Below are 26,851 nucleotides of genomic sequence, written 5' to 3' on the forward strand. Positions count from 1 at the left end.
TCCTTGCTCAGTGGACTCGTGAACGGTGGGAAGGCGTGAACAACTCGGTGACTCTCCGGAGCAGCGGGTGGTCCGGCAGATCCTCCAGCGGGACCGGGCACCCGGTGGCGTCGGCCACGGGAAGCCTCCAGTTGGGGTGCACCGCGGCCGACGTCCCCGGCAGGTTCTGCGGCATCAGGTCCCCTGTTGCGTCCGGCAGCCACACACCGAGGAGCCGCGCCGGGGTACGCAGCAGAAAGGCGTGCAGTGCGACGAGGGCGGCATCCCGGTCCTCGGAATCGGCGCCGTCCGGCAGCAGGCCGAGCCGGGTCAGCTCCGCGAGCCAGCCATCGCGTTCGGCGGCGGCCTCGGCCTTCTCCTCCGTCTCGGGGCGGGTCAGCAGGCCGAGCCCGGCGCGCAGTTCCACATGCTCGCCGCTCAGCCACGCGGAGGTGGTCGGCAGGTCGTGGGTGGTGAGTGTGGCCAGGCACTCCTGACGCCACTGGTCGGGCGGAAGCGGTCCATGCCGGCCCTCCGACCCGCCGACGTACTCGAAGCGCTGCACGGAGGTGCCCAGCACGCCGAGGTCCGCCAGGTGCTCCCGGACGCCGGCCTCCACCGTGCCGAGGTCCTCCCCGATGACGGCGGCGCCGGCCCGGTGGGCCTCCAGCATCAGTGTGGCGAGCAGTGCGTCGGAGTCGTAGCGGACATAGGTGCCGGCGTCCGGCGCGCAGCCGTCGGGGATCCACCACAGCCGGAACAGGCCCATGACGTGGTCGACACGGAGCGCGCCGGCGTGCCGGAGCCCGGCGCGCAGCAGACCCGCCAGCGGGCGGTAGGCCGCGGCCGCCAGCGCGTCGGGCCGCCAGGGGGGTTGTCCCCAGTTCTGGCCGTGCGGGTTGAAGTCGTCCGGTGGCGCGCCCACGCTCATGCTGGCGGCGAGAAAGCGTTGGTACGCCCAGGCGTCCGCGCCGTGGGGCGAGACGCCGACAGCGAGATCGTGCACGAGCCCGATCGGCATGCCCGCGGCGCGGGCCTGGTGCTGGGCGTCGGCGAGCTGCTCGTCGGTGAGCCAGGCGAGCCACTGGTGGAAGCCGATGTCGTCGGCGAGTTCGGTGCGGGCTCGGGCGACTGCTGCCGAGCGTGGATCGCGCAGGTCGGCAGGCCACGTGTGCCAGTCGCCGGCGTGTACCTCCGCGAGGGCGCACCAGGTGGCGAAGTCGGTGAGTTCATCACCTTCGCGCTGGACGAAAGAGGCGAAGGAAGCGGCGCGGCCGGGACTGAGCGGCGCCGCCCCGTGGATGCCGCGCAGGGCACGCAGCTTGAGGGCGCGTACAGTCTCCCGGTCGATCAGGGACTGTCCCCGCAGCACCCTGTCGTTGAGGGCGCGCGCCTGTGCCACGCAGGCGTCGACGTCGCGCCGCTCGGCCGGGTCCAGATACGCGTACTCGGGTATCGCCTCCACCCGCAGGTGCAGGGGATCTGGGAAGCGGCGTGAGCTGGGCCGGTAGGGCGACGGGTCGGTCAGCGGTCCCGGCTCGGCGGCGTGCAGGGGACCCAACTGGAGGAATCCGGCACCCAGCGTGCGCCCCGACCATGCGGCGAGGTCCGCCAGGTCTCCCAGGTCGCCCATGCCCCAGGAGCGTCGCGACAGCACGGAGTACAGCTGGACGAGGAAGCCCCAGTGCCGGCCCTCGGGGACCGCGAGCCGTGCCGGGGCCACCAGCAGGGCGCAGTCGCCGACACCGGTCGGGCCCTGGACGTGCAGGGTGTGCAGTCCGGCGGGCAGCGGATCGTCGAGTGCGGCCCTTCCCGCACCGTTCTCCAGTTCCACGTGGCCCTCGGTGTCACGCGGCAGGCCGAGCGCCTCCAGCCGTACGGTCTCGGGCTGCCGGAGTACGACGCACGGGGGCAAAAGGCGGGTACGGGAGCGAAATTCGTGCCGGGCCAGGGCGTCCCGCGCCGCCGCGGGGGTGGCGGCGTCCACCCCGCAGGCGGCGAGAACGGCGACCAGGGTGTCGGGCGCGACGTCGACGCGGACACCGCGGTCGGTGGTGTAGGAGGTCGCCACGCCGTGGGCGCGGGCAAGGCGGACAAGGGCGTCGGCCATGGTCAAGTGCCCTTTCTGGGCGGTCATGCGTGACGTTCGGAGGGGGCGCGGCGGTTCTGCGCCCCGGGGGTGAAGAGCCGCTCCAGGACCACCGCAACCCCGTCCTCTTCGTTGGGCGGTGCGATCTCGTCGGCGGCGGTGAGCAGGGCCGGGTGGGCGTTGGCCACGGCGACGCCGTGCGCCGCCCAGGTGAGCAGGGGGACGTCGTTGGGCATGTCGCCGAAGGCGATGGTGTCGCTCGCGGCGCAGCCCAGCAGCCGGGCGGCGCGTTCGACCCCGGCGGCCTTGGTCGTACCCGGCGGCAGCACCTCCACCATGCCCTTCACGGAGTGGACGACCGTCACCTCGTCGCCGAACAGACTCTGGGTGAGCGCGGCCAGCCGGTCCTCGTCGACCTCGGGATGGTGCAGGATCAGCTTGTCGACGGGACTGTCCCACAACAGTTCCCGGTCGGTGGTCACGTCCCAGCCGTGGCGCACACGTTGCCCGAAGCCTTCGGTCACCTTGAACCGGCTGTCCGGCGGCGCCGTGACGACGCCCAGCTCGACGGGACCGAGCCTCTCCTCCACGCCCGCCACGACGCGGCGTGCGAGCGTACGGCCGAGGGAGGCCGAGGACAGCAGCCGTCGCGAGCCGGCGTCGTACAGCTGGGCGCCCTGTCCGCAGACGGCCAGACCGCGGTATCCGAGGGCGTCGAGGATGTGCGCGCAGGCCGAGGCCGGGCGTCCGGTGGCCACGAGGTGGTGCGCTCCCGCGTCGGTCACCGCCGCGAGGGCGGCACGGGTTCGTGGAGAGACGGTCAGGTCGTCACGCAACAGGGTCCCGTCTAGATCGGTTGCGACCAGCCGGAACGGTGGCCGGCGCAGCGGCAGGGTGTCCCAGCGGACGTGACCGGAGGCCAGCGTGAGCATGACGGACAGGTCGCGCCCCGCCGGAGCGGCGTCGAGTACGGCCCGGAAGGAACCGGGCCGACCGTCCTGCGGAGACAGGGCGTGGAACACGGCGCCGGTGCCGGGGGGCACCGGCTCGTCGGACGCGAGGGCCTCCGCGGCGGTCTCGCCCGCGGCCGGCCGGGAGCCGCCCGAGACGGCGTCCGGTCCGGTGCGAGCGCCCCTCCGACCTTCCAGCACGGCCTCCACCCGAGCCACGTGCTCGTGCCGGTACGTCACCTCCCACCGGCCGTTCGTCGTACGTCGAACGGTGCCCCGGTCGTGAACCCGGGCGGTCAGGTCGGAGCGACCGGCCACCACGGCGTTGTGCAGCGCGGTGGTGAACTCGGCCTCCCGCCACGCGGCCTCGAAGAGCCGTTCACACGCCTGCGCGTCCACCGCCCCGCCCGCGCGCTCCCACGCGCCGAGGTCCCCGCGGGTGAGCGCCGCCTCCCGGATCTCCTCGGGGTGCTGGTCCCAGGCGCTCGCGGGCAGGTCGTCGAACCAGCCGTACGCGATCGCCTCGCGCACGGGGAACGGCCGGACCCGGCCATGGAGAAGCCCCTCGAAGGCGTCCAGCCGGGTGCGCGCGGCGCGTTCCCAGGTGAACCTCCGGGCCAGGGCGCGCGAGTTGGCGGACAGTCGGGCATAGGTGGGGTCGGAACCGTCGACGTGCGCGGCGAAGACACCGACCGCCGTGCGGATCCGCGCGGCCAGGCCGCGGGCGAGCGCCGGGTCGTCGTCGTGGAACGAGCCGGGCACCGAGAAGCCCGTCGCCTCGGGATGTCCGCTCGGCAGAGCGTGCCGGAAGTGCCGGGTGACGTGCTGGTCGGTGGCGATCGGCACGGCCCCGCAGGCCATCGCCTCGGCCTGCGCGATGAGGAAGCCGTCCAATTCGAACTTGGACGGGTAGACGCAGAAGTCGGCGCACGCCGCCTCCTCGAAGAGGGTGTCCTCGTCCGCGAGATCCCACGCGAGCCGGAGCCGGTCGGGGTGGCGGTCGGCCACGGACTGGAAGTACGCGTTCGCCGCGGCGCCGTCTCCCGTGGAGCAGCGGAGCAGGAACCCGGCCTCCACTCCGTCGTCCAGCAGTTCCTCGATAGCCCGCATCAGTTCCAACTGGCCCTTGTGGTGCACCGCGTAGCGCGCCGCGTGGTAAAAGACCGGAAGTGCCGGATCGATACCCAGACGGCGCAGCACCTGGTGCCGGTCGACCGAGGCCGTGTCGCGCGCCAGCCAGGAGTCCGTGACGGCGCAGCCACCGGTGATGACGCGGTCGGCGCGCTGCCGCAGCGTCCGGGCCACCGGCAGCGTCTCGAAGAGCGCCTGCACGGGCGTGTCCCGGAATGTGCTGTAGTACGCGCGCTGTCCCGGCGACACGAAGTCGACCAGATCGGCGTGGGCGGCTATCAACGGGAACAGGCCGACGTGGTCGGGGCCGTACTCGACGTGCATCCGGGTCCCGGCCAGGGCGCGCGAGAGTACCGCCCGCGTCGAGCGCTCCTCGGGCGGCGGGCCGTCCAGCGCGTCCAGGTCCACGTCGGCCACGCCGAACAGCTTCAGCATCCGCGTCACCTGGGGCCGGTACACCTTCTGCCCGATCGGGGCATTCGCGGCGACGGTGCTGACCGTGTGGAGGAATGGATCGGGGGCGAGAACCGGGGGCAAGAGGTAGTGATAGGCGGGTTCGAAGGCGTGCACCACGGCGGGTTCGTCCTCCGACCGCAGGTACTCCTGGACGAACCGCAGTCCCTCGGCCTGGAACACCAGCGGCTTGAAGTGGGAGAGGTCCCTGCCCTCGACGCCCGGTGGCGGATACAGCCGGTCGGGCAGCAGGTCGAGATACGCATTGGACAGGAAGTACACGTCCACGCCGTCCAGACGCAGCCGGTGCACCGTGGTCGTCACGTCCACGTCCAGGTCGGCCGGCCATGAGGCCCAGACCTCGGGATCCAGCGCCAGAGGCACCGTGCGGGTGCGGGTGAGGTGCGGCAGGTCCTCGATGCCGTGGGCGGCCCGCAGCCGGTCCACGTGCCCGTGTCCCGGCGTGACCAGCGAGACGCGGTGGCCGTGCGCGGCGTAACGGCGGGAGAGCTGCCACACCAGTGGAGACAGTCCGCCGCGCATCAGGCGTGGGTCGAAGCCGCCGCATTCGAAGGAGAAGGTGATGATGTGCACGTCGTGCGTTCCCGTCGTCAGCCGTCGGCCCCGGCGCGCGCACAGCCCGCCCGCAGCCCGTCCCGGTCGATGAACTCGGTGTGCGTGCCCGCGCTCGTGCATGCGAACGCTCCGGACACCGATCCGGCGAGCACGCAGTCGGCCACCGGCCTTCCCTGCGCGAGTGCGTACAGGAACGCGCTCACGAACGCGTCCCCGGCGCCGTTGCTGTCCACGACGGGACGCTCCGGTCGTACGGCGGGGTAGCGCCGCACGCTCGTGTCGCCGCGTTCGAGGACGTGGCAGCCGGCTGCCCCGTCGGTGGCGACGACGAGGCGCGCGCGGCCCCGGTCCAGGATGGAACGCAGTACCTCGTCGAGACGTTCGTGGACCGCCGCGGCGCTCATGAAGACGTAGTCGGAGGCGACGGCGTAGGCCAGGTGGTGCGGGTTGGCACCGTCCCAGTCGTGCAGGTCCGTGGAGCAGGGGACGCCGAGGCGGTGGATGTCGGCATACATGTCCAGTGTGACGCCCGTGATGGACAGGTGCACGTGCCGGGCCCGCTCCAGGAAGGGCAGGTAGAAGGCGCGGGGCAGCCGCAGGTCGGCCGGATGGCGGCCGTCGTAGAAGGAGAAGCGCCGCCCCTGCGCGTCGACGAGATTGACCCCGCGCGGAGTGCCGTGCGGCGAGACGACGTGACTGAAGTCGAGCCCGGACGTGGCGTACGCGGCGAGGATCTGGTGGCCTTGTGCGTCGGCGCCGAGGAAGTCGATGAACTTGGTGGTGAGCCCCAGGGCGTGCGTGCCGCGGGCGACGCCGTTGCCGGTGTGAGCCACGTAGTCACGCACCGGTGGTACGAACACGGAGTCGCCGGGCGGCACCCTGAGTTCGGGCACCCGGACGATGGTGTCCACACCGGCCCCGCCCGCCACCAGGATGTCGTACATGCTCGAGGAAACGGTCACGTCAGTACTCCTTCTGTCCGCGCTATGGGCTGGATCGTCCCGTTCTCCAGAACGACCGACGCATCGATGTCGGCGCCCGCGGGCACAGCGGCACCCGGAAGGACGACACTGCGACGCACCCTGGCGCCCGCACCGATCCGGACCGCGGGGAAGATCACACTGCGTTCCACCTGCCCCTCGTTGACCAGATCCTGGGGCACCCAGGACGAACGAACGCCGGGGGAGTCGGAGATCCAGGCGCGCCGCACGTCGGGGCGCACGGTGCACGGCATCCGGTCCGCCGGGAGACCGGCGCGCGGATGGTCCGCGAGGGCCAGGTGCGCCCGGTGGTACCGCTCGACGGTGCCGATGTCCGCCCAGTGCCCGTGCACTTCGTAGCCGCGGATGTCCTCGCCGGCGGCGAGCATGGCCGGGATGACGTCGCGGCTGATGTCGTGCTGCCAGTCGGTGCCCTCGAGCTGTTCGAGGTGGCGGTGGAGCACCTCGGCGTCGAAGACGCAGAACGCCGCGAACACCAGGTCGGAGGTGGGCTGCTCGGGCTTCTCGACGAACTGTGTGAGGCGGTTGTCCGCGTCGAAGTCGACCATCCCGAACAGATGCACCCAACGTCGCTCGATGCGCTGGTAGGCGATGGTCAGGGCGGCTCCCGACGCCCTGTGCGAGGCGATGAGAGGGCCGTAGTCGAAGCGGTAGACGTGATCGGCGTGCAGCACGAGCACCTGTTCCGTGCCCGGGCCGAAGATGTAGGGCGCCTTGCGGATCAGAGCATCGGCCGTGCCCCGCTCCGGTGCCCCGGAGCGGGGCGGGAGGCGGCGTGGAAGGAGGCCGGCGGGCGCGTCCCGGTAGGCGGAGTCGTACGGCCCGAAGTGCACCCGCAGGCCGGGCCGGGCGTTCCACACCTGGTGCAGGTCGTCCATGAGCTGCCGCTCCTCGAACTGCGACAGCAGCAACACCTCGCCCAGCCCGGACCGGTGCGCGTTGGCGAGGCTGAAGTCGATGAGCCGGCAGGCGCCGCCGTAGGGGATCAGCGGCTTGAGGCGGCCGGTGCCGAGCGGCCCCATGCGCCGGCCCTCCCCACCGGCGAGGAGGACGGCGCGTACCCCGGTACGGTCAGCCACGGCGCACCTCGTCCCAGACCACGCGACCGGAGTCCAGGGTGAGCAGCAGCAGCGCCCCCGGCCCGGGTGCCGGACCCGTGAACGTGCCCGGGGCCGTGCGTTCCAGAGCGCGTACGCCGGGCCGCGCCCGCGGGCCGCTGTCGGAGGCCGGCGACACGACCTCGACCCGGACCGCCTGCGGGAGCCGGTAGAGCAGGGAGCCGTCCGGCGTGAGGCGGGCGCGCGTGCGCAGCCGAGTCAGGTCGTCGGCGCCGATCACGCCCGGCCGGCCGCGCTCCGCGGCGCGCTCGCACGCGGCGAAGTCGGCGCGTGCCCAGGCCGCGTCGAACAACTGCCGGACCGCGGCGTCGTCCAGTGGTGCACGGCGCTCGTAGGCGTCCACATCACCGCGGGCAAGGGCCGCCTCCGCAGTGCGTGCCGGGTCCTCCACCAGGTCGAACCAGCCGTGCCGCAGGGCGAGCTCGGGATCGAGCCGAGGGGGTTCGCCCTGCCACAGCCGGGCGAACTCCGTCAGGTGCAGATCGGCGCAGTGGGCCCAGGTGAACACTCGGGCGACGGCGGACGCCCGCCGGGCCAGCTCCCGGTACCGCTCGGGTTCCTCCCGCCACAGGGCGGCCGCCTGACGGATGCGGGCGGCGAGAGCGGCGACCAGCAACTCGTCGTCCTCGGCGAACGAACGGTTCACGGCGAAGCCGGTGGCAGAGTCCGGAGGGTCCGCGTGTCCGAAGTGCGCCATGCCCCGCTGGTCCGTGGCGATCGGCACCGAGCCGACGGCCATGGCCTCGCCCTGTGCGATGAGGAACGTGTCCATCTCGAACTTGGAGGGGAACAGGCAGAAGTCGGAGGCGGCCGCGTACCCGAACACCTGCCGCTCCGGGACCCGTTCCCACTCCAGGTGCAGCCTCCCCTTGTGCCGGGCGGCGACCTCGTGGAAGAACGGGTCGTCGATGCCGCTGCCGGAGATGCAGCGGATGACGAAGCTGGCCGCGAGTCCCTCGCTCAGCACCCGGTCGACGGCGCGGACCAGCTCCAGCTGACCCTTGTGGTGGACGGCGTAGCGGGCGTTGTGGAAGAAGGCCGGCAGGTCCGGGTCCAGGCCCAGCCCTTCGAGCACCTCGGCGCGGTCGACTCCGGCGGGGTCCCAGGCCAGCCACTGGTCCGAGACGGCGCAGCCGCCGACGAACATCTTGTGCGCGTTGCGACGCACCACGTCGGCGATCGGCAGCCGTCCGAAGAGATCCTCGAACGGGGTGTCACGGAAACCGGCGTAGAAGTCCAGCTGGCCCGGCGAGAGAAAGTCGATCAGATCGGAGTGGTCGGCGGTCAGCTCGTAGACGGCGAGGTTGTCCGGCCCGTACTCGTAGTGCAGATGGGTGAGTTGCTGGTACTGGACCATGGCCGCGGGCACGGCGACGGGCGGTTCGGGAGCACGCGCCGGAAGCGGAGCACCCAGCAGTTCGAGCAACCGCCGCACCTCGGGTTCGTACACCTTCTTCGCGATGGGCATGTTGCTCTGCACGTTGCTCACGACCAGTTTCGAAGGGTCGTCGCGCAGCGCCGCGGGCAGCAGATAGTGGTAGTAGGGCTCGTGCGCGTGGACGAGCGCCTTCTCGTCACCGAACCAGGTACGCAGGAACCGCACCGCGTCCACCTGGAAGACCAGGGGCTTGAAGAAGACCAGGTCGCTGCCCTTGCTCTGGTACGGCGGGTAGAAGGTGTCCGGCAGCCGGTTCAGCCAGTCGTTGGCGAGGAAGTACAGGTCGACGCCGTCCAGGCGGATGCGGTGCGCGGTGGTGGTGAGCGCCAGCGCGGCCTCGGCGGGGAAGTCCCGCCACACCTCCGGGTCGAGCGGGACGGGCAGCGTGTACGCGTCCTCGTACGGCAGGTCCTCGACCTCGTAACGGGTGCGCAGGTCGTCGAGGCGCCCGTGGGCCGGGGTCACGATGGAGACCCGGTGGCCGCTCTGGGCGAACTTCTTCGACAGATTCCACAGATAGACGGACGTGCCGCCCTGGATGAAGGTGTGGTCGAAGCCGCAGCATTCGAAGTACGTCTCGATGATGTGCATACGCGGTTCCATAGCTCGGTCACTTCCTCGCGAACGCGGCGGCCGGCGCGAGCGCGCGAGCGTGACGCAGGTCGATCGCCGCGTGGTAGGGGCGGGCATGGGCCTGGTTGTAGGTGAGCTCGTGCAGCAGCCTGCGGACGTACAGCAGGCGGCGCAGCGGGTGGTCGGAGGCGGAACCGAGCAGCAGCCGCGTCACGTGCCGCCGCCACGCGTCGGCCGCCGCGAACACCTGCCGCAGCACCGCCCGCCGGGCTTCGGGCCAGTGCGGAGCGCCGTCCAGAGAGCCGAGCATCGTCTCCAGCGAGTCCACGCCGAGTCGCCGCGCGGCCTCGAACGCCGCCTCGTCGGCCGCGAAGTACTCCAGAGCGCGCTCGAGAGCGACCAGGTCCTGCAGGGGCGACTGCCGGGGCCAGTCCGGGTCGTCGGGGCCGAGCGCCGGCGTGGACAGGTCGAGCACCGTCATGCGCCAGCCGGTTCCGGCCCCCCTGTCGCCGTCGGCCGCGCACAGCAGATGGGAGAGGTGCAGGTCACCGTGGCAGGGTCCGGACGCGGGAATGTTCCCGTCGTCGAACTCCGCCGCCAGCGCGGCGAGTTCTGTGTGCAGGGCGTCGAAGGCGGCCTCGTGCGCGGGCTTCGGCAGTGCCAGTCCGGTGCCGTGCCGGGCGAGACGGTCGGCGCGGTCCACCGCGTCGTCCAGGGCCTCGCGCACGGGATACTCGGCGGCGCCGCCCAGCCGGTGTGCCAGGTCCCGGTGGAAGTCGCCCAGGAACTCGCAGGCCCGGCGCAACCGTTCTTCCAGCGGTCCCAGGTGGGAGCGGACGACCTCCTCGACGGACGTGGTGCCCGAGAGCCGCGGCCACATCGAGCGGAGGTTCCCGCGCAGCGGGACGTCGATGCCCTCGCCCTGGACGTACTGGTAGATCACGCCGAGCGGACTGCGGGACGTGCCGTCCGGCGCCACGTACGTGTAGTCGCCCACCCACTGAGGGGTGCGGCCGGTGCCGTTCATGCGGCGCAGCAGCTCCGGCTCGTGGATGGTCTCGTCCAGACGGCGGTACGTCTTGTGGATGCAGGCCGTGCCCGACACGTCCACCAGCGACAGCGCGTTGGAGGACCAGCCCTGCTCGAACGGCAGGCGCCGCACCCCGATCGGACCGCGTCCGGGTCCCCGGAACTCGACGGACCCGCCTCGCGTCGTGGGCAGCTTTCCGCCGGTCAGCGTGCGGGTCACCGCGGCGACGTCGAATGCCTCGCTGCCGTGCGCCGCTTCGAAGCCGCCGCCGTCGGTTCCGCGCACCGGTACGAAGAACCGGCGACCTGACGCGGGACCGCCGACGGCCGCCACGATCAGGAGCAACGCCGCCCCGCCGAGTACCGCGTGATCGATTCGCTCGAAACGCTCGGCGGCGCGCGCGTCCTCGGGCATCCAGGGGGCGGCGCGCAGCAGCCCGTCCAGGCCCGCATCCGCTTCGGCACCGTGCATGTGCTCTCAACTCCCGGTCGTGTCGTGGATGGTCAGACCTCGCCGCCACACCGCGAGTGCGAGCGCGACCGCTCCCGCCGTCACCACCGGCAGCCACACCACCAGCCCGGTGTCGCCGGTCAGCAGATAGGTGCAGGGCACGTACGAGGTGAAGGCGAAGGGCAGCACCCAGGTCAGCAGGGCCCGCAGGGTCGGGTGGTAGATGTCCAGCGGGTAGGAGGTGAACTCGGAGACCTGGTTGGCCGCGTACATGGCGGGCAGGCTGGTGACCGTCCAGAAGGACAGCGAGGCGAACAGGAGCTTCACCGCCGAGTGGATCAGCGCCCCGCACAGGACGAACAGCGGGGCCAGTGCCCACTGGGTGGCGGTCAGGTCCAGGTCGAGATGAGATCCGGACCAGCCCACGAGGGCCGCGCCGACGATCAGTTCGCCGAACCCGTCCGGGTGCAGGAACCGCTCGGAAAGCAGTGAGAACAGCGGGCTGACCGGCCGCACCAGGTGCCGGTAGAACTCACCGCGCTGCACCAGCTTGCGGCTCAGCTCCCACAGCTGGTCGGTGAAGAGATGGTCGAGGCCCCGCGGCAGCAGGGAGAAGCCCAGCAGGAACACCACCTCGTGGTACGACCAGCCGCCCACCACCGGCACCTGCCGGAACACCAGGCCGACCACGGCCGTCTGCACCCCGACCCGGACCAGGAACGCGCCGGCACCGAGCAGGAAGTCCAACCGGTAGGCGGTGAGCCGGTGCAGACCGACACCGCCCAGGAACCAGGACAGACGCGCGTACCGCGCCGCCGTGCTCCGTGCGCTCATCCGCCGAGCACCTCCAGTCGGCCGAGTGCCGCCCGCCACAGCACGGCACACACGGCCCCGAGCCCCAGGACCCAGCCCACCTGCTGCACCAGGACCTGCAGTGCCCCGGCGGCGCCGTCGTAGCGGCCCAGGAGCAGCGTCAGCGGGCCGTCGACCATGCCCCGGAACGGCAGCCAACGGGCGAGAGCCGCCAGTGGCTGCGGCATCAGCGCGATCGGCACCAACTGCCCGGCGAAGAAGGCGACCACACTCTGCTTGACCATGCGGACGCCCCAGGTGTTCGTGGTGACGAAGCCGGTCATGCCGGTGAGCAGGTTGACGCAGAACGCGATGAGCACCGAGAACACGGTGGACAGCGCGAACAGGGCCACGTCACCGGGACGCGGCACCGTGAGAGGTACCAGGAGGGCGAAGAGGACCAGGACCGGCACCGCGACGAGCACCGCGTTCGCCGCGACGACCGGCAGGCTGGCGAAGAACCGCACCAGCGGATAGCTGACCGGGCGCACCAGCATCACGGCCACGTCCCCGCGGTAGACCTCGGCGGCGACCTCGTCGTCCACCCGGTTGGTGTGCAGTACCTGGAGCACCTGCGCGACCAGGAGGTAGGTGGTGATGCCCGTGAGGGTGAAGCCGCCCGGCCCACCGTCCGCCGGAGTGTCCGCGTAGACGGCGCGCCACAGGAACACGGTGACGGCCGCGCCCGCGGCCGCGGTCATGCCGGTGATCACGAACATCGAGCGGTACTGCAGAAGTGACTGCAGCCCTCCTGTCGCGAACGGGAGGTAGGCCCGCACCGCGCGCGTCGTGGGTGGCTTCACGCGGCGTCCACCTCACGGAGGGCCGCGTCACGTCGCTGCCCGTAGATCTGGCGCAGCACGTCCTCGAGGTCGGGCTCGGGCGCGTAGCAGTCGGCCAGGTCGAAGCGTTCCAGGAGGAAGGCGAGTACGCGGCGGGAGGTGAACTCCGTCGCGGGGTAGTCGACGTGGACGCGGCCGCCGTCGACCACCGTGGCCCGCACCCCGGGCAGTCCCTGCTCCACGATCGCGCAGGCAGTGTCCGGCGCGATCGGGTCGCGGTGGTCGAAGAGGACGGCACGCCGGTCGGCCGAGCGCAACAGGTCCTGGATGCTGCCCTGATGCACCACCCGGCCCCGGTCCACCACCAGGGCGCTGTCGCAGATGGCCGCGATGTCGGCGATGTCGTGACTGGTCAGTACGACGGTGGTGCCCAGCTCGCGGTGAGCGTGGTTGACCAGTTCGCGCACGGCCTCCTTGAGCACCATGTCGAGCCCGATCGTGGGTTCGTCCCAGAACACCACCGCCGGGTCGTGCAGCAGGCTCGCCGCGATCTCCGCGCGCATGCGCTGTCCGAGGCTCAGCTGCCGCACCGGTGTGGTCCCGAGAGCGTCGATGTCGAGGAGGTCGCGGTACAGGGCCAGGTTGCGCCGGTAGACGGGGTCCGGGATGTCGTAGATCCGCCGCAGGATGCGGAACGAGTCCGGCACGGACAGGTCCCACCACAGCTGGCTGCGCTGCCCGAAGACGACCCCGATGGACCGGGCGTTGCGCTGCCGGTGGCGATACGGCTCTATGCCGCGCACCCGGCAGTACCCCGCCGTGGGCGTAGTGATGCCGGTGAGCATCTTGATGGTGGTGGACTTGCCGGCGCCGTTCGCGCCGATGTAGGCGGTGCGTGAGCCGGCCGGGATCTCGAAGGAGACGCCGTCCACGGCGCGGACCACCCGGTGTCTGCGGGTGAAGAGGGTGGCGAGCGAGCCCGCCAGGCCCGGCCGCCGCTCCGGGATCTTGAACTCCTTGACCAGTTCGTGTGCGACGATCACGCGTCCACCGCCTGTTCGATCGCCTTCGCGAGCAGTCCGACACCCTCGTCCACCAGCGCCTCGTCGATCGTGAAGGGTGGTGCGATGCGCAGTACGTGCCCGCCGAGCGCGACCCGCAGCCCCAGATCCAGCGCGGTCGTGTACACGGAGCGGGCGAGTGCGGGGGAGGGGGTGCGGCTGGCCCGGTCGGTCACGAACTCCAGGCCCCACAGCAGCCCGAGCCCGCGCACCTCCCCGAGGTTCTCGAACCGGTCGTGCAGTGCTCGGAGCCGGTCACCGAGCACCTCGCCGAGACGGTCCACCTGTTCGATCAGGCGGTCCCGCTCGATGACCTCCAGGGTCGCGCGTGCGGCCGCTATCCCGAGCGGGTTGCTCGCATAGGTGGAGGCGTACGCACCCGGTGTCGCCGCGGCGGGATCGTGCAGCAGGTCGTGGCGGCCCGCGAGCACGGCGAAGGGGAAGCCGTTCGCCATGCCCTTCGACATGGCCACCAGATCCGGCTCCACCCCGACTCGGTCACTGGCCAGGAAGGCGCCGGTGCGACCGCCGCCCGTGAGCACCTCGTCGGCGACGAGCAGCACACCGCTTGCCCGGCAGGCGTCGGCGATCTGGTCCCAGTAGCCGGCCGGCGGCACGATGACGCCGGCCGCGCCGAGCACCGGCTCGAAGACCAGGGCCGACGTGCTGGGCTTGTCGGTGATGTGGCGGCGTACCAGCGACGCGCAGCGCACACCGCAGGACGGGTACTCCAGGCCCAGCGGACACCGGTAGCAGTAGGGCGCGTAGCCGAGCACGCTGTTGCCCGCGAACGACTGGTGACCGATGTCCCAGTGCACGAGCATCCGTGCCCCCAGCGTTTTGCCGTGGAAGCCGTGCCGCAGCGCGCCGATCCGGTTGCGTCCCGGCGGCGCGGTCGCCTGTACGACGCGCAGGGCGGCCTCGACCACCTCGGCACCGGTGGAGAACAGCGCGTATGTGTCGAGGTGTTCGGGAAGCAGCCGGGCCAGGGTGTCGAGGAGTCGCGCCCGGTCGGGCGTGGCGGTGTCGTGCACGTTCCACAGCCGGTGTGCCTGGGCGGTGAGCGCCTCGACCACCTCGGGATGGGTGTGCCCGAGGGACTGAGTGAGGGTGCCGGCGGCGAAGTCGAGGTACTGGTTGCCGTCCAGGTCGGTCAGTACGGGGCCGCGTCCTTCGGCGAAGACCCGCCGTCCCGCGGTCGCCTCCTCGGAGGCTCCGGGTGCCAGGCGCAACTCCTCCCGCTCCAACTGGTCGAGCTGGTGGTGCTGGTGCCTCACGGCGGCTCCCTACGGTGTGAACTGAGCTGTGGAGCAAGGGTTTTGGTTGGTGAGGACTCCGAGTGAAACACCGTGGCGACGATCTCAGCAAGTAGTTTCTGAAAATTTCAGAAGCGCCTTGCACGGTGTTGCGAACTCTGCTTGAGTCGAAACGCGCCCGCTCACCGAGCTGGACCGAGGAGGAGTCAGTGCGACCGCACTCACCGCAAGAACCGCCCCGCCGGAGGTCCGTGTGAAGGCCCTGCTCCTGGCGGGCGGAACGGGTAGCAGACTGCGTCCCTTCACCCACACCGGTGCCAAGCAGCTGATGCCGATAGCCAACCGGCCGGTTCTCTCCTACGCGCTCGACGCGCTGGCGGCCGCCGGAATCGCCGAGACGGGCATCGTCGTCGGCTCCCACGAGAGGGAGATCCGCCGGGTGGTCGGAGACGGCTCGGCCTTCGGCCTGCGGGTCACCTACCTGCGCCAGCACTGCCCCCTGGGCCTCGCCCATGCGGTGCGGATCGCCCGCGACTTCCTGGGTGACGACGACTTCCTCCTCTACCTCGGCGACAACTACCTGCCCGAAGGGATCACCGGTTTCCTGCGGCGAGCCCGGACCGAACGGGCGGCGGCCCGGCTGCTGTTGACGCGGGTCGCCGACCCGACCGCCTTCGGTGTGGCCGAAGTCGAGGGAGGTGACGAAGGCAGGGTGCTGCGGCTGGAGGAGAAGCCCGAACACCCGCGCAGCGATCTGGCCCTCGTGGGCGTCTACGCCTTCACCGCCGCCGTGCACGAGGCGGTCCGGTCCATCTCCCCCTCCGCCCGCGGGGAACTGGAGATCACCCATGCCGTCCAGTGGATGATCGACCAGGGGCTCCCGGTGCGCGCGGAGACCACGGCGGCGCCCTGGCGGGACACCGGCAGCGTCGACGACATGCTGGAGGTCAACCGGCACGTCCTGGACACCGTGACCGGAGGCATCGAGGGCAAGGTCGACGCCGAGAGCACGGTACGCGGACGGGTCCTCGTCGCCGAGGGAGCCGTGGTGCGGGGCTCACGGATCACAGGTCCGGCGATCATCGGCGCCGGAACAGTGGTCACCGACTCCATGATCGGGCCCTATACCGCGGTCGGTGAGGACTGCCGCATCGAGGACAGCGCGATCGCCCACTCGGTGCTGCTGCCCGGGGCACGGATCGCGGGCGCCCCACGCATCGAGGACTCCCTCATAGGCCGCGGCGCGGTCGTCGTGGCGTCCCCGCGGCTGTCGCGCTCGCACAGGCTCGTCATCGGGGACGACAGCAGGGTCCACCTCACTTCGTGACGGCCTGCCGGCCGGAACGCACCGATGCGCCCCGCCACCGTCGACGACCACTCCAAGGACAAGGTGCACACGACCTCATGACCCGACGCATCCTCGTCACCGGCGGAGCCGGCTTCATCGGCTCCGCATACGTTCGTGCCCTGCTGGGGCCGGCCGGGCCACCGGGCATCGAGGTGACCGTGCTCGACGCCCTCACGTACGCCGGCAGCCTCACCCGCCTGGAATCCGTCACCGGCGACCCTCGGCTGTCCTTCGTACACGGCGACGTGCTGGATGCCCGTTCGGTGGAGCGGCTCGCCGCTCAACACGAGGACATCGTGCACTTCGCGGCCGAGTCCCACGTCGACCGGTCGATCGCCTCCGGCGCGGCCTTCACCCGCACCAACGTCATGGGCACCCAGACTCTCCTCGACGCCGTGCTCCGACAGGGCACCCGCACCTTCGTCCAGGTCTCCACCGACGAGGTGTACGGCGACCTGCCGGCCGGCGCCGCCACGGAGGACTCCCCGCTGAGCCCCAACTCGCCCTACGCGGCGTCCAAGGCCGCCGCCGACCACGTGGCACTGGCTCATCACCGCACGCACGGCCTGGACGTCCGGGTGACACGCTGTTCGAACAACTTCGGTGCCTACCAGCATCCCGAGAAGCTGATCCCGCGCTTTGTGGCGGCGCTGTTCAGCGGCGGTAAGGTCCCGGTCTACGGGGACGGGCTGCAGGTGCGGGACTGGCTGTCGGTCGACGACCACGTGCGGGGCATCGAACTCGTCCGCACGGCGGGCCGCGCCGGTCGCGTCTACAACATCGGTGGCGGTACCTCACTGACCAACCTCGACCTGACTCACCGGCTGCTCGAACTGTGCGGTGCGGGCCCCGACCGCATTGAGCACGTGGAGGACCGCAAGGGGCACGACCGCCGCTACGCGGTGGACCACACGCGTATCACCCAGGAACTCGGCTACCGACCGTCCGGCGACTTCGAGCGGGCGCTCACGCGGACCGTGGCCTGGTACCGCGAGCACCCGCACTGGTGGCGACCGCTGTACGAGGCAGCCTGACCGGTTCCCCGGGAAGGATCAGCGGGGGCGGGTGATGGGCGCCGCGGTGGTCGAGCCGCGTACCACGAGCTCGGGCATGAACATGAACTCGGTGTGGGGCGCGGGGGTTCCGCCGATCTCCTCGAGAACCGCGCGGACGGCGGCCTGGCCCATGGCGTGCACCGGCTGACGGATGGTGGTGAGGGGCGGGTCGGTGAAAGCGATCAGCGGAGAATCGTCGAAGCCGACCACGGAGACGTCCTGGGGGACCCGGCAGCCGGCTTGGCGGGCGGCTCGGATGGCGCCCAGCGCCATCATGTCGCTGGCGCAGACGATGGCGGTGCAACCTTGCGCAAGGAGCGCGGTACCCGCTGCCTGGCCGCCCTCCATGGTGAAGAGGGAGTGCTGCACAAGCTCCTCGCCCTGTTCCTCACTCAGGCCCAGATACCCGGACATCCCGGCCAGGAAGCCCGCGATCTTGCGTTGCACCGGGACGAACCGGCGCGGGCCGACGGCGAGGCCGATCCGCGTGTGGCCGAGCGAGGCGAGGTGCTGCACGGACAGGCGCGTCGCGGCATGGTCGTCGGTGGATACGAAAGGGGCCTCGATGTGCGCCGAGAACCCGTTGACGAGCACGAACGGTATGCCCTGACCGCGGAGTTGGTCGTACCTCTGGGTGTCGGCGGTGGTGTCGGCGTGCAGCCCTGAGACATAGATGATGCCGGAAACGCTGCGTTCCACCAGCATCTCGGTGAGTTCGTCCTCGGTCGAGCCGCCCGGAGTCTGGGTGGCGAGGACCGGCGTGTATCCCTGGCGCGTGAGCGCCTGGCCGATGACCTGGGCGAGCGCGGGGAAAATGGGATTGTCCAGCTCGGGGGTGATCAGGCCCACCAGGCCGGCGCTTCGGGTGCGCAACCGCGGCGGTCGCTCGTACCCGAGTACGTCGAGTGCCGCCATGACGGACTCGCGGGTGCCGGTGGCCACTCCTGGCTTGCCGTTGAGCACGCGGCTGACGGTGGCTTCACTGACTCCCGCCTGGGCTGCGATGTCGGAGAGCCGCGCGGTCATGGACAGGGACTCTACCCGTTACCAGGGGGAAAGCCCACCAGCACCGGACGGCCACCGTGATGGTGTAGCCGGTGTCCTTGCGGAAGACCTTGCAGCCCCGTGCGGCACGAAGAGGGAAGCTGTTGGGCGGACCGGGCCCATCATCATCTGTTTTGCGGTAATTCGCGCCACTGCGTCTCAAGGATGCGCGCCACGTCAAGTATTCCGTCGGCAACCGATGGGATACGAAGAAGTAACGATGGGCAGTTCTTGCAGAAAATTCGCGCAACGTCTTTCGCCAGTCTTTCTCCACTGTTACGTTCACGTCGCCCGGTGGCCGCGACGGCTCAGTCGGCAAGTCGGCCAGAGGTACGGACGGGACCGTTCCTCGCCCACTCACGGGCCTTCACCCTCTAGGAGATCTCATGCGGCGTGGCATAGTGACCACCGCGGTGGTGGCGTCCCTCGCACTCGCGGCGACGGCCTGCGGCGGAAGCGATGACGGGGGCAAGGCCTCCGGCCCCGTGACCATCACATGGTGGGACACGTCGAACGCCACCAACGAGGCGCCCACGTACAAGGCCCTGATCAAGGACTTCGAGAAGGCCAACCCGGACGTCAAGGTCAAATACGTCAACGTCCCCTTCGACCAGGCCCAGAACAAGTTCGACACGGCGGCCGGCGCCAGCGGCGCACCCGACGTGATTCGTGCCGAGGTCGGCTGGACCCCGGCCTTCGCGAAGAAGAGCTACCTGCTGCCGCTCGACGGCACCGTGGCGCTCGACGAGCAGGACAAGTTCCAGCCGAACCTGATGAAGCAGGCCCAGTACGAGGGCAAGACGTACGGTGTTCCGCTGCTCACCGACACGCTCGCGCTCGTGTACAACAAGGAGCTCTTCGAGAAGGCGGGCATCAGCGAGGCGCCCAAGACCTGGGACGAGCTGAAGAAGGCCGCCGCCACCATCAAGGACAAGACCGGCGTCGACGGGTTCTTCGGTTCCGAGAAGGGCTACTACCTCGAGCCGTTCCTCCTGGGCGAGGGCACCGACACGGTCGACGCCGAGGCCAAGAAGATCACGGTGAACTCCGCCAAGGGACAGAAGGCGGCCGAGACCTGGCTGAGCCTGTTCAACGGCAAGGGCCTGCACAAGGCGGACGTCACGGCCGACTCGTACGCGCACCGCCAGGACGCGTTCGTCAACGGCAAGGTCGCCATGACCATCGAGGGTCCCTGGGAGATCACGAACTTCTACAAGGGCACCGCGTTCAAGGACAAGAACAACCTCGGTGTCGCCACCGTCCCGGCCGGTTCCACCGGCAAGGCGGCCGCTCCGACGGGCGGCCACAACCTGTCCGTCTACGCCGGATCCGACAAGGCCCACCAGGACGCGGCCCTGCAGTTCGTCAAGTGGATGACCTCCGCGAAGACGCAGGAGCAGATCGCCCTGAAGAACTCGACGCTGCCCACGCGGTCGGACGCGTACACCGAGAAGGTGACCGCCGACCCCGGCCTCGCCGGATTCCAGAAGGTGCTCTCCGCCGCCCAGCCGCGGCCCGAGCTGCCCGAGTACAGCTCGCTGTGGGGGCCGCTCGACCAGGAGCTGCCCAAGGCGGCCAGTGGCAAGGAGAGCCTCGACGCAGTCCTGTCCTCCGTCGAGGTCCAGTACGGCAAGCTCCTGCCCGACGGCTTCAGCAAGTGACGCGCTGATCGAGCGCTCCCCGATCAGGTGCCGCGGCCCCGCCCCAACAGCCCGCCCCGCGTGGCGGGCCGCGGCACCCGTTACACCCGCCCCAGACCAGAAGGTGTTTCCTCATGACTGTCGCCGTGGAGCGCCCGGCCGCACCCAGTGGTGACGACCGCGGCCGGCGTCCGGGCCTCATCACCCGTCTCAAGAGCGGCTACCAGAAGCACTGGTACGCCTACGCGATGATCGCCCCGGTCGTTGTCGTGCTCGCCGTCATCGTGCTGTATCCGCTGGTCCGGGGCTTCTATCTGACGCTGACGGACGCCACGAGCCTCAACTCCGCCCGCACCATCGGCGTCAACCACATCGACGCCACCTACAAGTTCATCGGCCTCGACAACTACGCCGACATCCTGTGGGGACCGACGGCGTACGACCGCTTCTGGTCCCACTTCATCTGGACCATCGTCTGGACGGCCGCCTGCGTCGCGCTGCACTACGGTCTCGGTCTCGGCCTGGCCCTGCTGCTCAACCAGAAGGGGCTGCGCGGCCGCACCGCCTACCGGATGATGCTCATCCTGCCGTGGGCCGTGCCGACGTTCGTCACCGTCTTCGCCTGGCGCTTCATGCTCGCCGATGCCGGCGTCGTCAACACGACGCTCGACGCGCTCGGGATGCCCTCGCCGGCCTGGCTGGAGGATCCGCTCTTCCAGCAGATCGCCGCCATCATGGTCAACACCTGGTGCGGTGTGCCCTTCATGATGGTCTCGCTCCTCGGCGGCCTGCAGTCGATCGACTCGACGCTGTACGAAGCAGCGGAGATGGACGGCGCGAACGCCTGGCAGCAGTTCCGCAACGTGACCCTGCCCGGGCTCAGGTCGGTCAGCTCCACGGTCGTGCTGCTCGGCGTGATCTGGACGTTCAACCAGTTCGCGATCATCTTCCTGCTCTTCGGCAACACCGCGCCGGACGCGCAGATCCTGGTCACCTGGGCCTACTACCTCGGCTTCGGACAGACTCCGCGCGACTACGCCCAGTCCGCGACGTACGGCGTCCTGCTGCTGTCCCTCCTCATCGTGTTCACCTCCGTCTACCGCCGCTGGCTGAACCGCAACGACGTGCAAGCCGCCATCTGACGCCGCAGGAGCAGCCACCATCATGAGCACCCAGACCCTTTCCACCTCACCGGCCCTGGACCCGGTCGAGACGTCCGTGCCGCGCAACGCTCCGCGCCGTGGCCGGCGCAGCCGCGGGGTTTCGGTGGCCACGCACGCCGTGCTGGTCGTCGCGAGCCTCGTCGCGCTGTTCCCGATCGGCTGGCTGGTGTTCCTCTCGCTCGGCCCGGGCAAGGACGACTACCTCCACCCCTCCCGCATCCTCGACACCGCGACCCTGAGCAACTACTCGTTCGTGCTCGAGCACACCAACTTCCTCAAGTGGCTGGGCAATACGCTCATCGTGTCCCTCGGTACCACCGTGATCGGGGTACTCGTGGCGGCGACCAGCGGGTACGCCGTCTCACGGATGCGTTTCCCGGGCTACAAGAAGTTCATGTGGGTCCTGCTGATCACGCAGATGTTCCCCATCGCGGTCCTGATGGTCCCGATGTACGTGATCCTCTCGGACCTCCGCCTCATCGACACCTACGCGGCGCTCATCCTGGTCTATCTCACGACCGCGGTGCCGTACTGCGCCTGGCTGATGAAGGGCTACTTCGACACGATCCCCGTCGAGATCGACGAGGCCGGCCGGGTCGACGGACTCTCGCCGTTCGGCACGTTCTTCCGTCTGATCCTGCCACTGGCCCGCCCGGGCCTGGCCGTCGCTGGGTTCTACACCATGATCACGGCCTGGAGCGAGGTCGCGTTCGCCACCACGTTCATGCTCGACGACCAGAAGTACACCCTCGCCGTCGGCCTGCAGAGCTTCGTCAGCGAGCACGACGCGCAGCGTCAGTACATGGCCGCGACGGCCGTACTGATCGCCATCCCGATCTCCGCAGTCTTCTACCTCGTTCAGAAGAACCTGGTGACCGGTCTGACAGCCGGTGGCACCAAGGGCTGAGAACCCGCCCGCACCACTGACCCGTTGTCCGGCCCCTCACGTCTCAAGGGACATCATGAGCCAGTACCCGACCGACATGGCACCTGCCCGCGTCACCTCCACCCGCGAAGCCGCGGACTGGTGGCGAGACGCCGTCATCTACCAGGTCTACCCGCGCAGCTTCGCCGACAGCAACGGCGACGGCACCGGTGATCTCGAAGGCATCAGGCAGCGCCTCCCGTATCTGCGCGATCTTGGCGTGGACGCGGTCTGGCTGAGCCCGTTCTACGCCTCCCCGCAGGCGGACGGCGGCTACGACGTCGCCGACTACCGTGCCGTCGACCCCATGTTCGGCACTCTGCTGGACGCCGACGCGCTGATCCGCGACGCCCACGCCCTGGACCTGCGCATCATCGTCGACCTGGTGCCGAACCACTCCTCGGACCAGCACGAGTGGTTCAGGCGCGCGGTCGCCGAGGGGCCCGGGTCGCCGCTGCGGGAGCGCTACCACTTCCGCCCCGGCAAGGGAGAGAACGGGGAACTGCCCCCCAACGACTGGGAGTCCATCTTCGGTGGCCCCGCCTGGACCCGGCTGCCGGACGGCGAGTGGTACCTGCACCTCTTCGCGCCCGAGCAGCCCGACCTCAACTGGGAACACCCCGCCGTCGCCGACGAGTTCCGCTCCATCCTGCGGTTCTGGCTGGACATGGGCGTCGACGGCTTCCGCATCGATGTCGCCCACGGCATGGTCAAGGCCGAGGGCCTGCCCGACCTCGGCGGAAGCGACCAGCTCAAGCTGCTCGGCACCGACGTCATGCCGTTCTTCGACCAGGACGGTGTCCACGACATCTACCGCGCCTGGCGCCTCATCCTCAACGAGTACGACCGGGACAGGATCTTCGTCGCCGAGGCATGGACCCCGACCGTCGAGCGCACCGCCAACTACGTCCGTCCCGACGAACTGCACCAGGCCTTCAACTTCCAGTACCTGGGCGCACCCTGGGACGCCGCCGAACTCCGCGCGATCATCGACAGCTCCCTCGACGCCATGCGCCCGGTCGGCGCCCCGGCGACCTGGGTGCTGTCCAACCACGACGTCACCCGGCACGCCACCCGGTACGCCAACCCGCCCGGCCTCGGCACGCAGATCCGCACTCCCGGTGACCGCGCGCTGGGCCTGCGTCGTGCCCGCGCCGCGACGCTGCTGATGCTCGCGCTGCCCGGCTCCGCCTACATCTACCAGGGCGAGGAACTCGGCCTGCCCGACGTCACCGACCTGCCCGACGAACTGCGCCAGGACCCGTCCTTCTTCCGGGCCCAGGGCCAGGACGGCTTCCGCGACGGCTGCCGGGTGCCGATCCCGTGGACCCGCGAGGGCTCCTCGTACGGTTTCGGCGCCGGCGGCAGCTGGCTGCCGCAGCCGGCGGGCTGGGGCGAGCTGAGCGTCGAGGCGCAGACCGGCGTCGCCGGCTCCACTCTCGAGCTGTACCGCACCGCCCTCGCCGTGCGCCGCGAGCAGCCGGGCCTCGGCGCCGGCACCGACGTGGTCTGGCACGACGACGCCCCGACCGGAACCCTGAGGTTCGACCGGCCCGGCTTCGCGTGCACCGTCAATACGACGGGGAGCGCGGTCCGCATCGCGGCACCCGGCCGCGTACTGCTCGCATCGAGCCCGGTCAGGGCAAGCGGCGACGAGTTCGAACTGCCCGCCGACACGGCCGTCTGGTGGGAGGTATGACGGCCTTGCGGCCGCTTCGCGCAACCGAGACCGGCACGCTGCGCCTCCACGACATCGCGGCCCAGGCGGCGGTGAGTGAGGCCACCGTCAGCCGGGTGCTCAACGGCAAGCCCGGCGTCGCCTCCGGTACCCGGCAGAAGGTCCTCGCCGCGCTCGACGTGCTCGGCTACGAGCGGCCGACACGGCTGCGCCGGCGCAGCGCCGGACTCATCGGGTTGGTCATCCCCGAGCTGACCAACCCGATCTTCCCCGCGTTCGCCCAGGTCATCGAGCAGGTCCTCGCGGGATACGGGTACACCCCGGTGTTGTGCACCCAGATGCCGGGTGGGGCGACCGAGGACGAACTGGTCGAACAGCTGGAGGAGCGCGGTGTCAACGGCATCGTGTTCCTTTCCGGGCTGCACGCGGACACCACGGCGGACGCGTTGCGCTATGCCCGGCTCGCCGAGCGGAAGGTGCCGTTCGTCCTCATCAACGGGTTCAACGAACACGTCAACGCGCCGTTCGTGTCCCCGGACGACCGCTCGGCGGCGAGAATGGCCGTGCGTCACCTCGTGGATCTCGGACACGAGCGCATCGGCCTGGCCGTCGGGCCGACCCGTTTCGTACCGTCCCGGCGCAAGGCGGAGGGCTTCGTGGCCGCGCTGCACTCCTTCCTCGGTACTCCCGGTGACGAGGCCGGAAGACTGATCCAGCGCACGCTGTTCAGTGTCGAGGGCGGCCATGCGGCCGCCGGCGCGCTGCTCGACCAGGGCTGCACCGGCATCGTCTGCGGCAGCGATCCGATGGCGCTCGGCGTCATCCGGGCGGTGCGCGAGCGAGGCCTCGACGTGCCGCGGGACGTGTCGGTGATCGGGTTCGACGACTCACCGCTGATCCCGTTCACCGATCCACCGCTGACCACGGTGCGCCAGCCCGTACAGGCCATGGCGACCGCGGCGGTGGGAGCGCTCCTGGAAGAGATCGGTGGTACGCCGGTCCAGCGGACGGAGTACGTGTTCCAGCCCGAGCTGGTGGTGCGGGGCTCTACGGCGCAGGTGGCGCGGAGCCAGGCGCACGCCTAGATCCGTGAACGGGGCCGGTGTGTACCGCTCCGGTCCGGGCCGGGCGCGTGTGGCCCGGTGCGGACCGGGCCACCGGCACCGGACCGGAAGCGTGGTTGAAGGTAACACCGTCGGAACTCTTGCGTAAGTCCTTGCAAGAAGAATTCCCCATTGAATGCGGCGGTTTGGCGAGAGTGGGGTCGAAGGGGTTGACCATGAAGGCGCCTCCCCATACGGTCGGCCCGCAACCATTTGCAGCAAGATTCATCGATGCGATGGTTGACTCCATCCCCCCACCAACCCCACGGGCATGGCGCGTTGCCCTTCGACTCAGGAGGAACCATGGCCAGAAAGTCCGTGGCTGCCGCACTCGCCGTCGTGGCGGGAGCCGCTGCCGCCGTCACGGTCCCGGCCCCGGCGCAGGCCGCGCCGGTCGGAGACAAGGACGTCACCGCGGTGATGTTCGAGTGGAACTTCGCATCGGTTGCCAAGGAGTGCACCGACACGCTCGGCCCCGCCGGCTACGGCTACGTCCAGGTCTCACCGCCCAACGAGCGGGTGCAGGGCAGCCAGTGGTGGACCGCCTACCAGCCCGTCAGCTACAAGATCGCCACCCGGCTCGGTGACCGCGCCGCGTTCAAGAGCATGGTCGAGACCTGTCACGCGGCCGGAGTGAAGGTCGTGGCCGACACCGTCATCAACCACATGGCCAACTCCTCCGGCACGGGTACCGGCGGCTCCACGTACAGCAAGTACGACTACCCGGGCACCTACTCCGGCGCGGACATGGACGACTGCCGCACCGACATCACCGATTACCGGGACCGCTGGAACGTCCAGCACTGCGAGATGGGCAGTCTGCCCGACCTCGACACCGGCGAGGAGTACGTCCGGAAGACCATCGCAGGGTACCTGAACGACCTGCTCTCCCTGGGCGTCGACGGATTCCGCGTCGACGCCGCCAAGCACATCGCCGTCGACGATCTCAAGGACATCAAGTCGCGGCTCACCGACCCGAACGCGTACATGAAGCTGGAAACGATCGGAGCCCCGGGGGAGGCCGTGCAGCCCAGTGAGTACCTGGGCGTCGGCGACCCGCAGGAGTTCACGTACGCCTATGATCTCAAGCGGGTCTTCAGCGGCGAGAAGCTCGCGTACCTGAAGAACTTCGGGGAGGACTGGGGGTACCTGCCGAGCGACAAGGCGTCCGTGTTCGTGACCAACCACGACACCGAACGCAACGGCCGGACGCTCACCTACAAGGACGGCGCCACGTACACGCTCGCCCAGGTCTTCTCGCTGGCCTGGCCGTACGGTGCTCCGGACGTGCACTCCGGCTACTCCTTCACCGACACGGCGGCGGGCGGCCCCAACGGCGGCCAGGTGAACGCCTGCTACACCGACGGCTGGAAGTGCCAGCACGCCTGGCGCGAGGTCGCGAGCATGGTCGCCTGGCGCAACACCGCCCACGGCGAGGCCGTGACGGACTGGTGGGACAACGGGAACAACCAGATCGCCTTCGGCCGCGGATCCAAGGCGTACGTCGCCATCAACCACGAGGGCGGATCGCTGACCCGCACGTTCCAGACCTCCCTGCCCGCCGGTGACTACTGCGACGTGCAGAGCGGCAAGGGCGTCACGGTGAACTCCGCCGGCCAGTTCACGGCCACGCTCGGGGCGAACACCGCGCTGGCCCTGCACGTCGGTGCCAAGACCTGTGGTGGCGGCAGCACCGACCCCGAGCCGGCCGCCGGCGCCTCGTTCCGCTTGAACGCCACGACCAGCTGGGGCGAGAACATCTACGTCACCGGCGACAACACCCGGCTCGGCGACTGGAACCCCGACAACGCACTCAAGCTCGACCCGGCCGCCTACCCGGTCTGGAAGCTCGACGTCAGCCTCCCGGCCGGGACCTCCTTCGAGTACAAGTACCTGCGCAAGGACGCGAACGGCAAGGTCACCTGGGAGAGCGGCGCGAACCGCACCGCGACCGTCTCGTCGTCAGGCACCGTCGTGCTCGGCGACACCTGGCGCGACTGAACACCCGCACCTCCACGACCCACGGCCGCCCGGTGCCGCGCCTCGCCGCAGGCGCCGGGCGGCCGGACGTGCCCCGGATCCCAACCGACCGCACAGACGAGGAGCACACACGCGTGACCGGCTCTCTGCGAAGATCCGTTCTCACCACGGCGCTG

Annotated in this window: 19 protein-coding genes; 8 read left to right on the forward strand and 11 right to left on the reverse strand. The window is 70.3% G+C overall.

What is annotated here, in order from left to right; genetic code table 11:
- Window positions 1–7: 7 nt before the first annotated feature.
- Genes malQ through D1J63_RS33210 form a run of 10 tightly spaced genes read right to left on the reverse strand, consistent with a single transcriptional unit; the run spans window position 8 to window position 14,760 of the window.
- Window positions 8–2,089 (reverse strand): 4-alpha-glucanotransferase, encoded by a 2,082-nt coding sequence (gene malQ, locus D1J63_RS33165; protein WP_241235632.1) that lies wholly within the window; start codon window positions 2,087–2,089, stop codon window positions 8–10.
- 23 nt (window positions 2,090–2,112) lie between these two features.
- The gene (locus D1J63_RS37690) at window positions 2,113–5,196 is read right to left on the reverse strand and encodes an HAD-IIB family hydrolase (RefSeq protein ID WP_164713084.1); all 3,084 of its coding nucleotides are present in this window, start codon (window positions 5,194–5,196) and stop codon (window positions 2,113–2,115) included.
- A 17-nt stretch (window positions 5,197–5,213) separates the two neighbouring features.
- A complete protein-coding gene (locus D1J63_RS33175) occupies window positions 5,214–6,122 on the reverse strand; it encodes a PfkB family carbohydrate kinase (protein ID WP_042822098.1) in 909 nt (302 codons plus the stop codon).
- Between the two features lie 14 nt (window positions 6,123–6,136).
- Complete coding sequence (locus tag D1J63_RS33180) at window positions 6,137–7,258, reverse strand: sugar phosphate nucleotidyltransferase (RefSeq protein WP_042822082.1); 1,122 nt, start codon at window positions 7,256–7,258, stop codon at window positions 6,137–6,139.
- Window positions 7,251–9,338: a glycogen/starch synthase gene (locus tag D1J63_RS33185; protein WP_241235633.1), complete on the reverse strand. Its 2,088-nt coding sequence runs from the start codon at window positions 9,336–9,338 to the stop codon at window positions 7,251–7,253. Before D1J63_RS33185 ends, D1J63_RS33180 begins: the two co-directional genes overlap by 8 nt.
- A 7-nt stretch (window positions 9,339–9,345) precedes the next feature.
- Entirely contained in the window at window positions 9,346–10,809 is a 1,464-nt protein-coding gene (locus tag D1J63_RS33190) for a hypothetical protein (protein WP_125634037.1), read from the reverse strand.
- Between the two features lie 6 nt (window positions 10,810–10,815).
- Window positions 10,816–11,622, reverse strand: coding sequence for an ABC-2 family transporter protein (locus D1J63_RS33195; protein WP_125634039.1), 807 nt, complete (start codon window positions 11,620–11,622; stop codon window positions 10,816–10,818).
- Window positions 11,619–12,443: an ABC-2 family transporter protein gene (locus D1J63_RS33200; RefSeq protein ID WP_125634041.1), complete on the reverse strand. Its 825-nt coding sequence runs from the start codon at window positions 12,441–12,443 to the stop codon at window positions 11,619–11,621. Before D1J63_RS33200 ends, D1J63_RS33195 begins: the two co-directional genes overlap by 4 nt.
- Window positions 12,440–13,465, reverse strand: a complete 1,026-nt coding sequence (locus tag D1J63_RS33205) for an ATP-binding cassette domain-containing protein (RefSeq protein WP_007388259.1) — start codon at window positions 13,463–13,465, stop codon at window positions 12,440–12,442. The genes D1J63_RS33200 and D1J63_RS33205 overlap by 4 nt, the downstream gene beginning before the upstream one ends.
- Complete coding sequence (locus D1J63_RS33210) at window positions 13,462–14,760, reverse strand: aminotransferase class III-fold pyridoxal phosphate-dependent enzyme (RefSeq protein WP_007388258.1); 1,299 nt, start codon at window positions 14,758–14,760, stop codon at window positions 13,462–13,464. Before D1J63_RS33210 ends, D1J63_RS33205 begins: the two co-directional genes overlap by 4 nt.
- Window positions 14,761–14,992: 232 nt before the next feature.
- Between D1J63_RS33210 and D1J63_RS33215 the strand changes: the two genes are divergently transcribed.
- The gene (locus D1J63_RS33215) at window positions 14,993–16,066 is read left to right on the forward strand and encodes a glucose-1-phosphate thymidylyltransferase (RefSeq protein ID WP_125634042.1); all 1,074 of its coding nucleotides are present in this window, start codon (window positions 14,993–14,995) and stop codon (window positions 16,064–16,066) included.
- A gap of 77 nt (window positions 16,067–16,143) precedes the next feature.
- Window positions 16,144–17,121: a dTDP-glucose 4,6-dehydratase gene (gene rfbB / locus D1J63_RS33220; RefSeq protein ID WP_007388235.1), complete on the forward strand. Its 978-nt coding sequence runs from the start codon at window positions 16,144–16,146 to the stop codon at window positions 17,119–17,121.
- 18 nt (window positions 17,122–17,139) lie between these two features.
- Here the strand turns inward: rfbB and D1J63_RS33225 are convergent, their stop codons facing one another.
- A complete protein-coding gene (locus D1J63_RS33225) occupies window positions 17,140–18,168 on the reverse strand; it encodes a LacI family DNA-binding transcriptional regulator (RefSeq protein WP_125634044.1) in 1,029 nt (342 codons plus the stop codon).
- 404 nt (window positions 18,169–18,572) lie between these two features.
- Here D1J63_RS33225 and D1J63_RS33230 point away from each other — a divergent pair, with 404 nt between their 5' ends.
- From D1J63_RS33230 to D1J63_RS33255, 6 genes are all read left to right on the forward strand, one after another.
- The gene (locus D1J63_RS33230) at window positions 18,573–19,847 is read left to right on the forward strand and encodes an extracellular solute-binding protein (protein WP_087788914.1); all 1,275 of its coding nucleotides are present in this window, start codon (window positions 18,573–18,575) and stop codon (window positions 19,845–19,847) included.
- Window positions 19,848–19,960: 113 nt separating this feature from the next.
- A complete protein-coding gene (locus tag D1J63_RS33235) occupies window positions 19,961–20,968 on the forward strand; it encodes a sugar ABC transporter permease (RefSeq protein ID WP_007388233.1) in 1,008 nt (335 codons plus the stop codon).
- 22 nt (window positions 20,969–20,990) lie between these two features.
- Window positions 20,991–21,896 carry an ABC transporter permease subunit gene (locus D1J63_RS33240; RefSeq protein WP_007388232.1) on the forward strand — a complete coding sequence of 302 codons (906 nt, stop codon included), beginning with the start codon at window positions 20,991–20,993 and terminating at the stop codon, window positions 21,894–21,896.
- A 76-nt stretch (window positions 21,897–21,972) separates the two neighbouring features.
- Window positions 21,973–23,613, forward strand: coding sequence for an alpha-amylase family glycosyl hydrolase (locus D1J63_RS33245; protein ID WP_228956019.1), 1,641 nt, complete (start codon window positions 21,973–21,975; stop codon window positions 23,611–23,613).
- The gene (locus tag D1J63_RS33250; protein WP_007388230.1) at window positions 23,610–24,677 is read left to right on the forward strand and encodes a LacI family DNA-binding transcriptional regulator; all 1,068 of its coding nucleotides are present in this window, start codon (window positions 23,610–23,612) and stop codon (window positions 24,675–24,677) included. Before D1J63_RS33245 ends, D1J63_RS33250 begins: the two co-directional genes overlap by 4 nt.
- 321 nt (window positions 24,678–24,998) lie before the next feature.
- Window positions 24,999–26,696, forward strand: a complete 1,698-nt coding sequence (locus D1J63_RS33255; RefSeq protein WP_125634046.1) for a carbohydrate-binding module family 20 domain-containing protein — start codon at window positions 24,999–25,001, stop codon at window positions 26,694–26,696.
- The last annotated feature ends 155 nt before the right edge of the window (window positions 26,697–26,851 follow it).

The organism is Streptomyces sp. KPB2, assembly GCF_003950055.1.
Lineage (GTDB): Bacteria > Actinomycetota > Actinomycetes > Streptomycetales > Streptomycetaceae > Streptomyces > Streptomyces salinarius.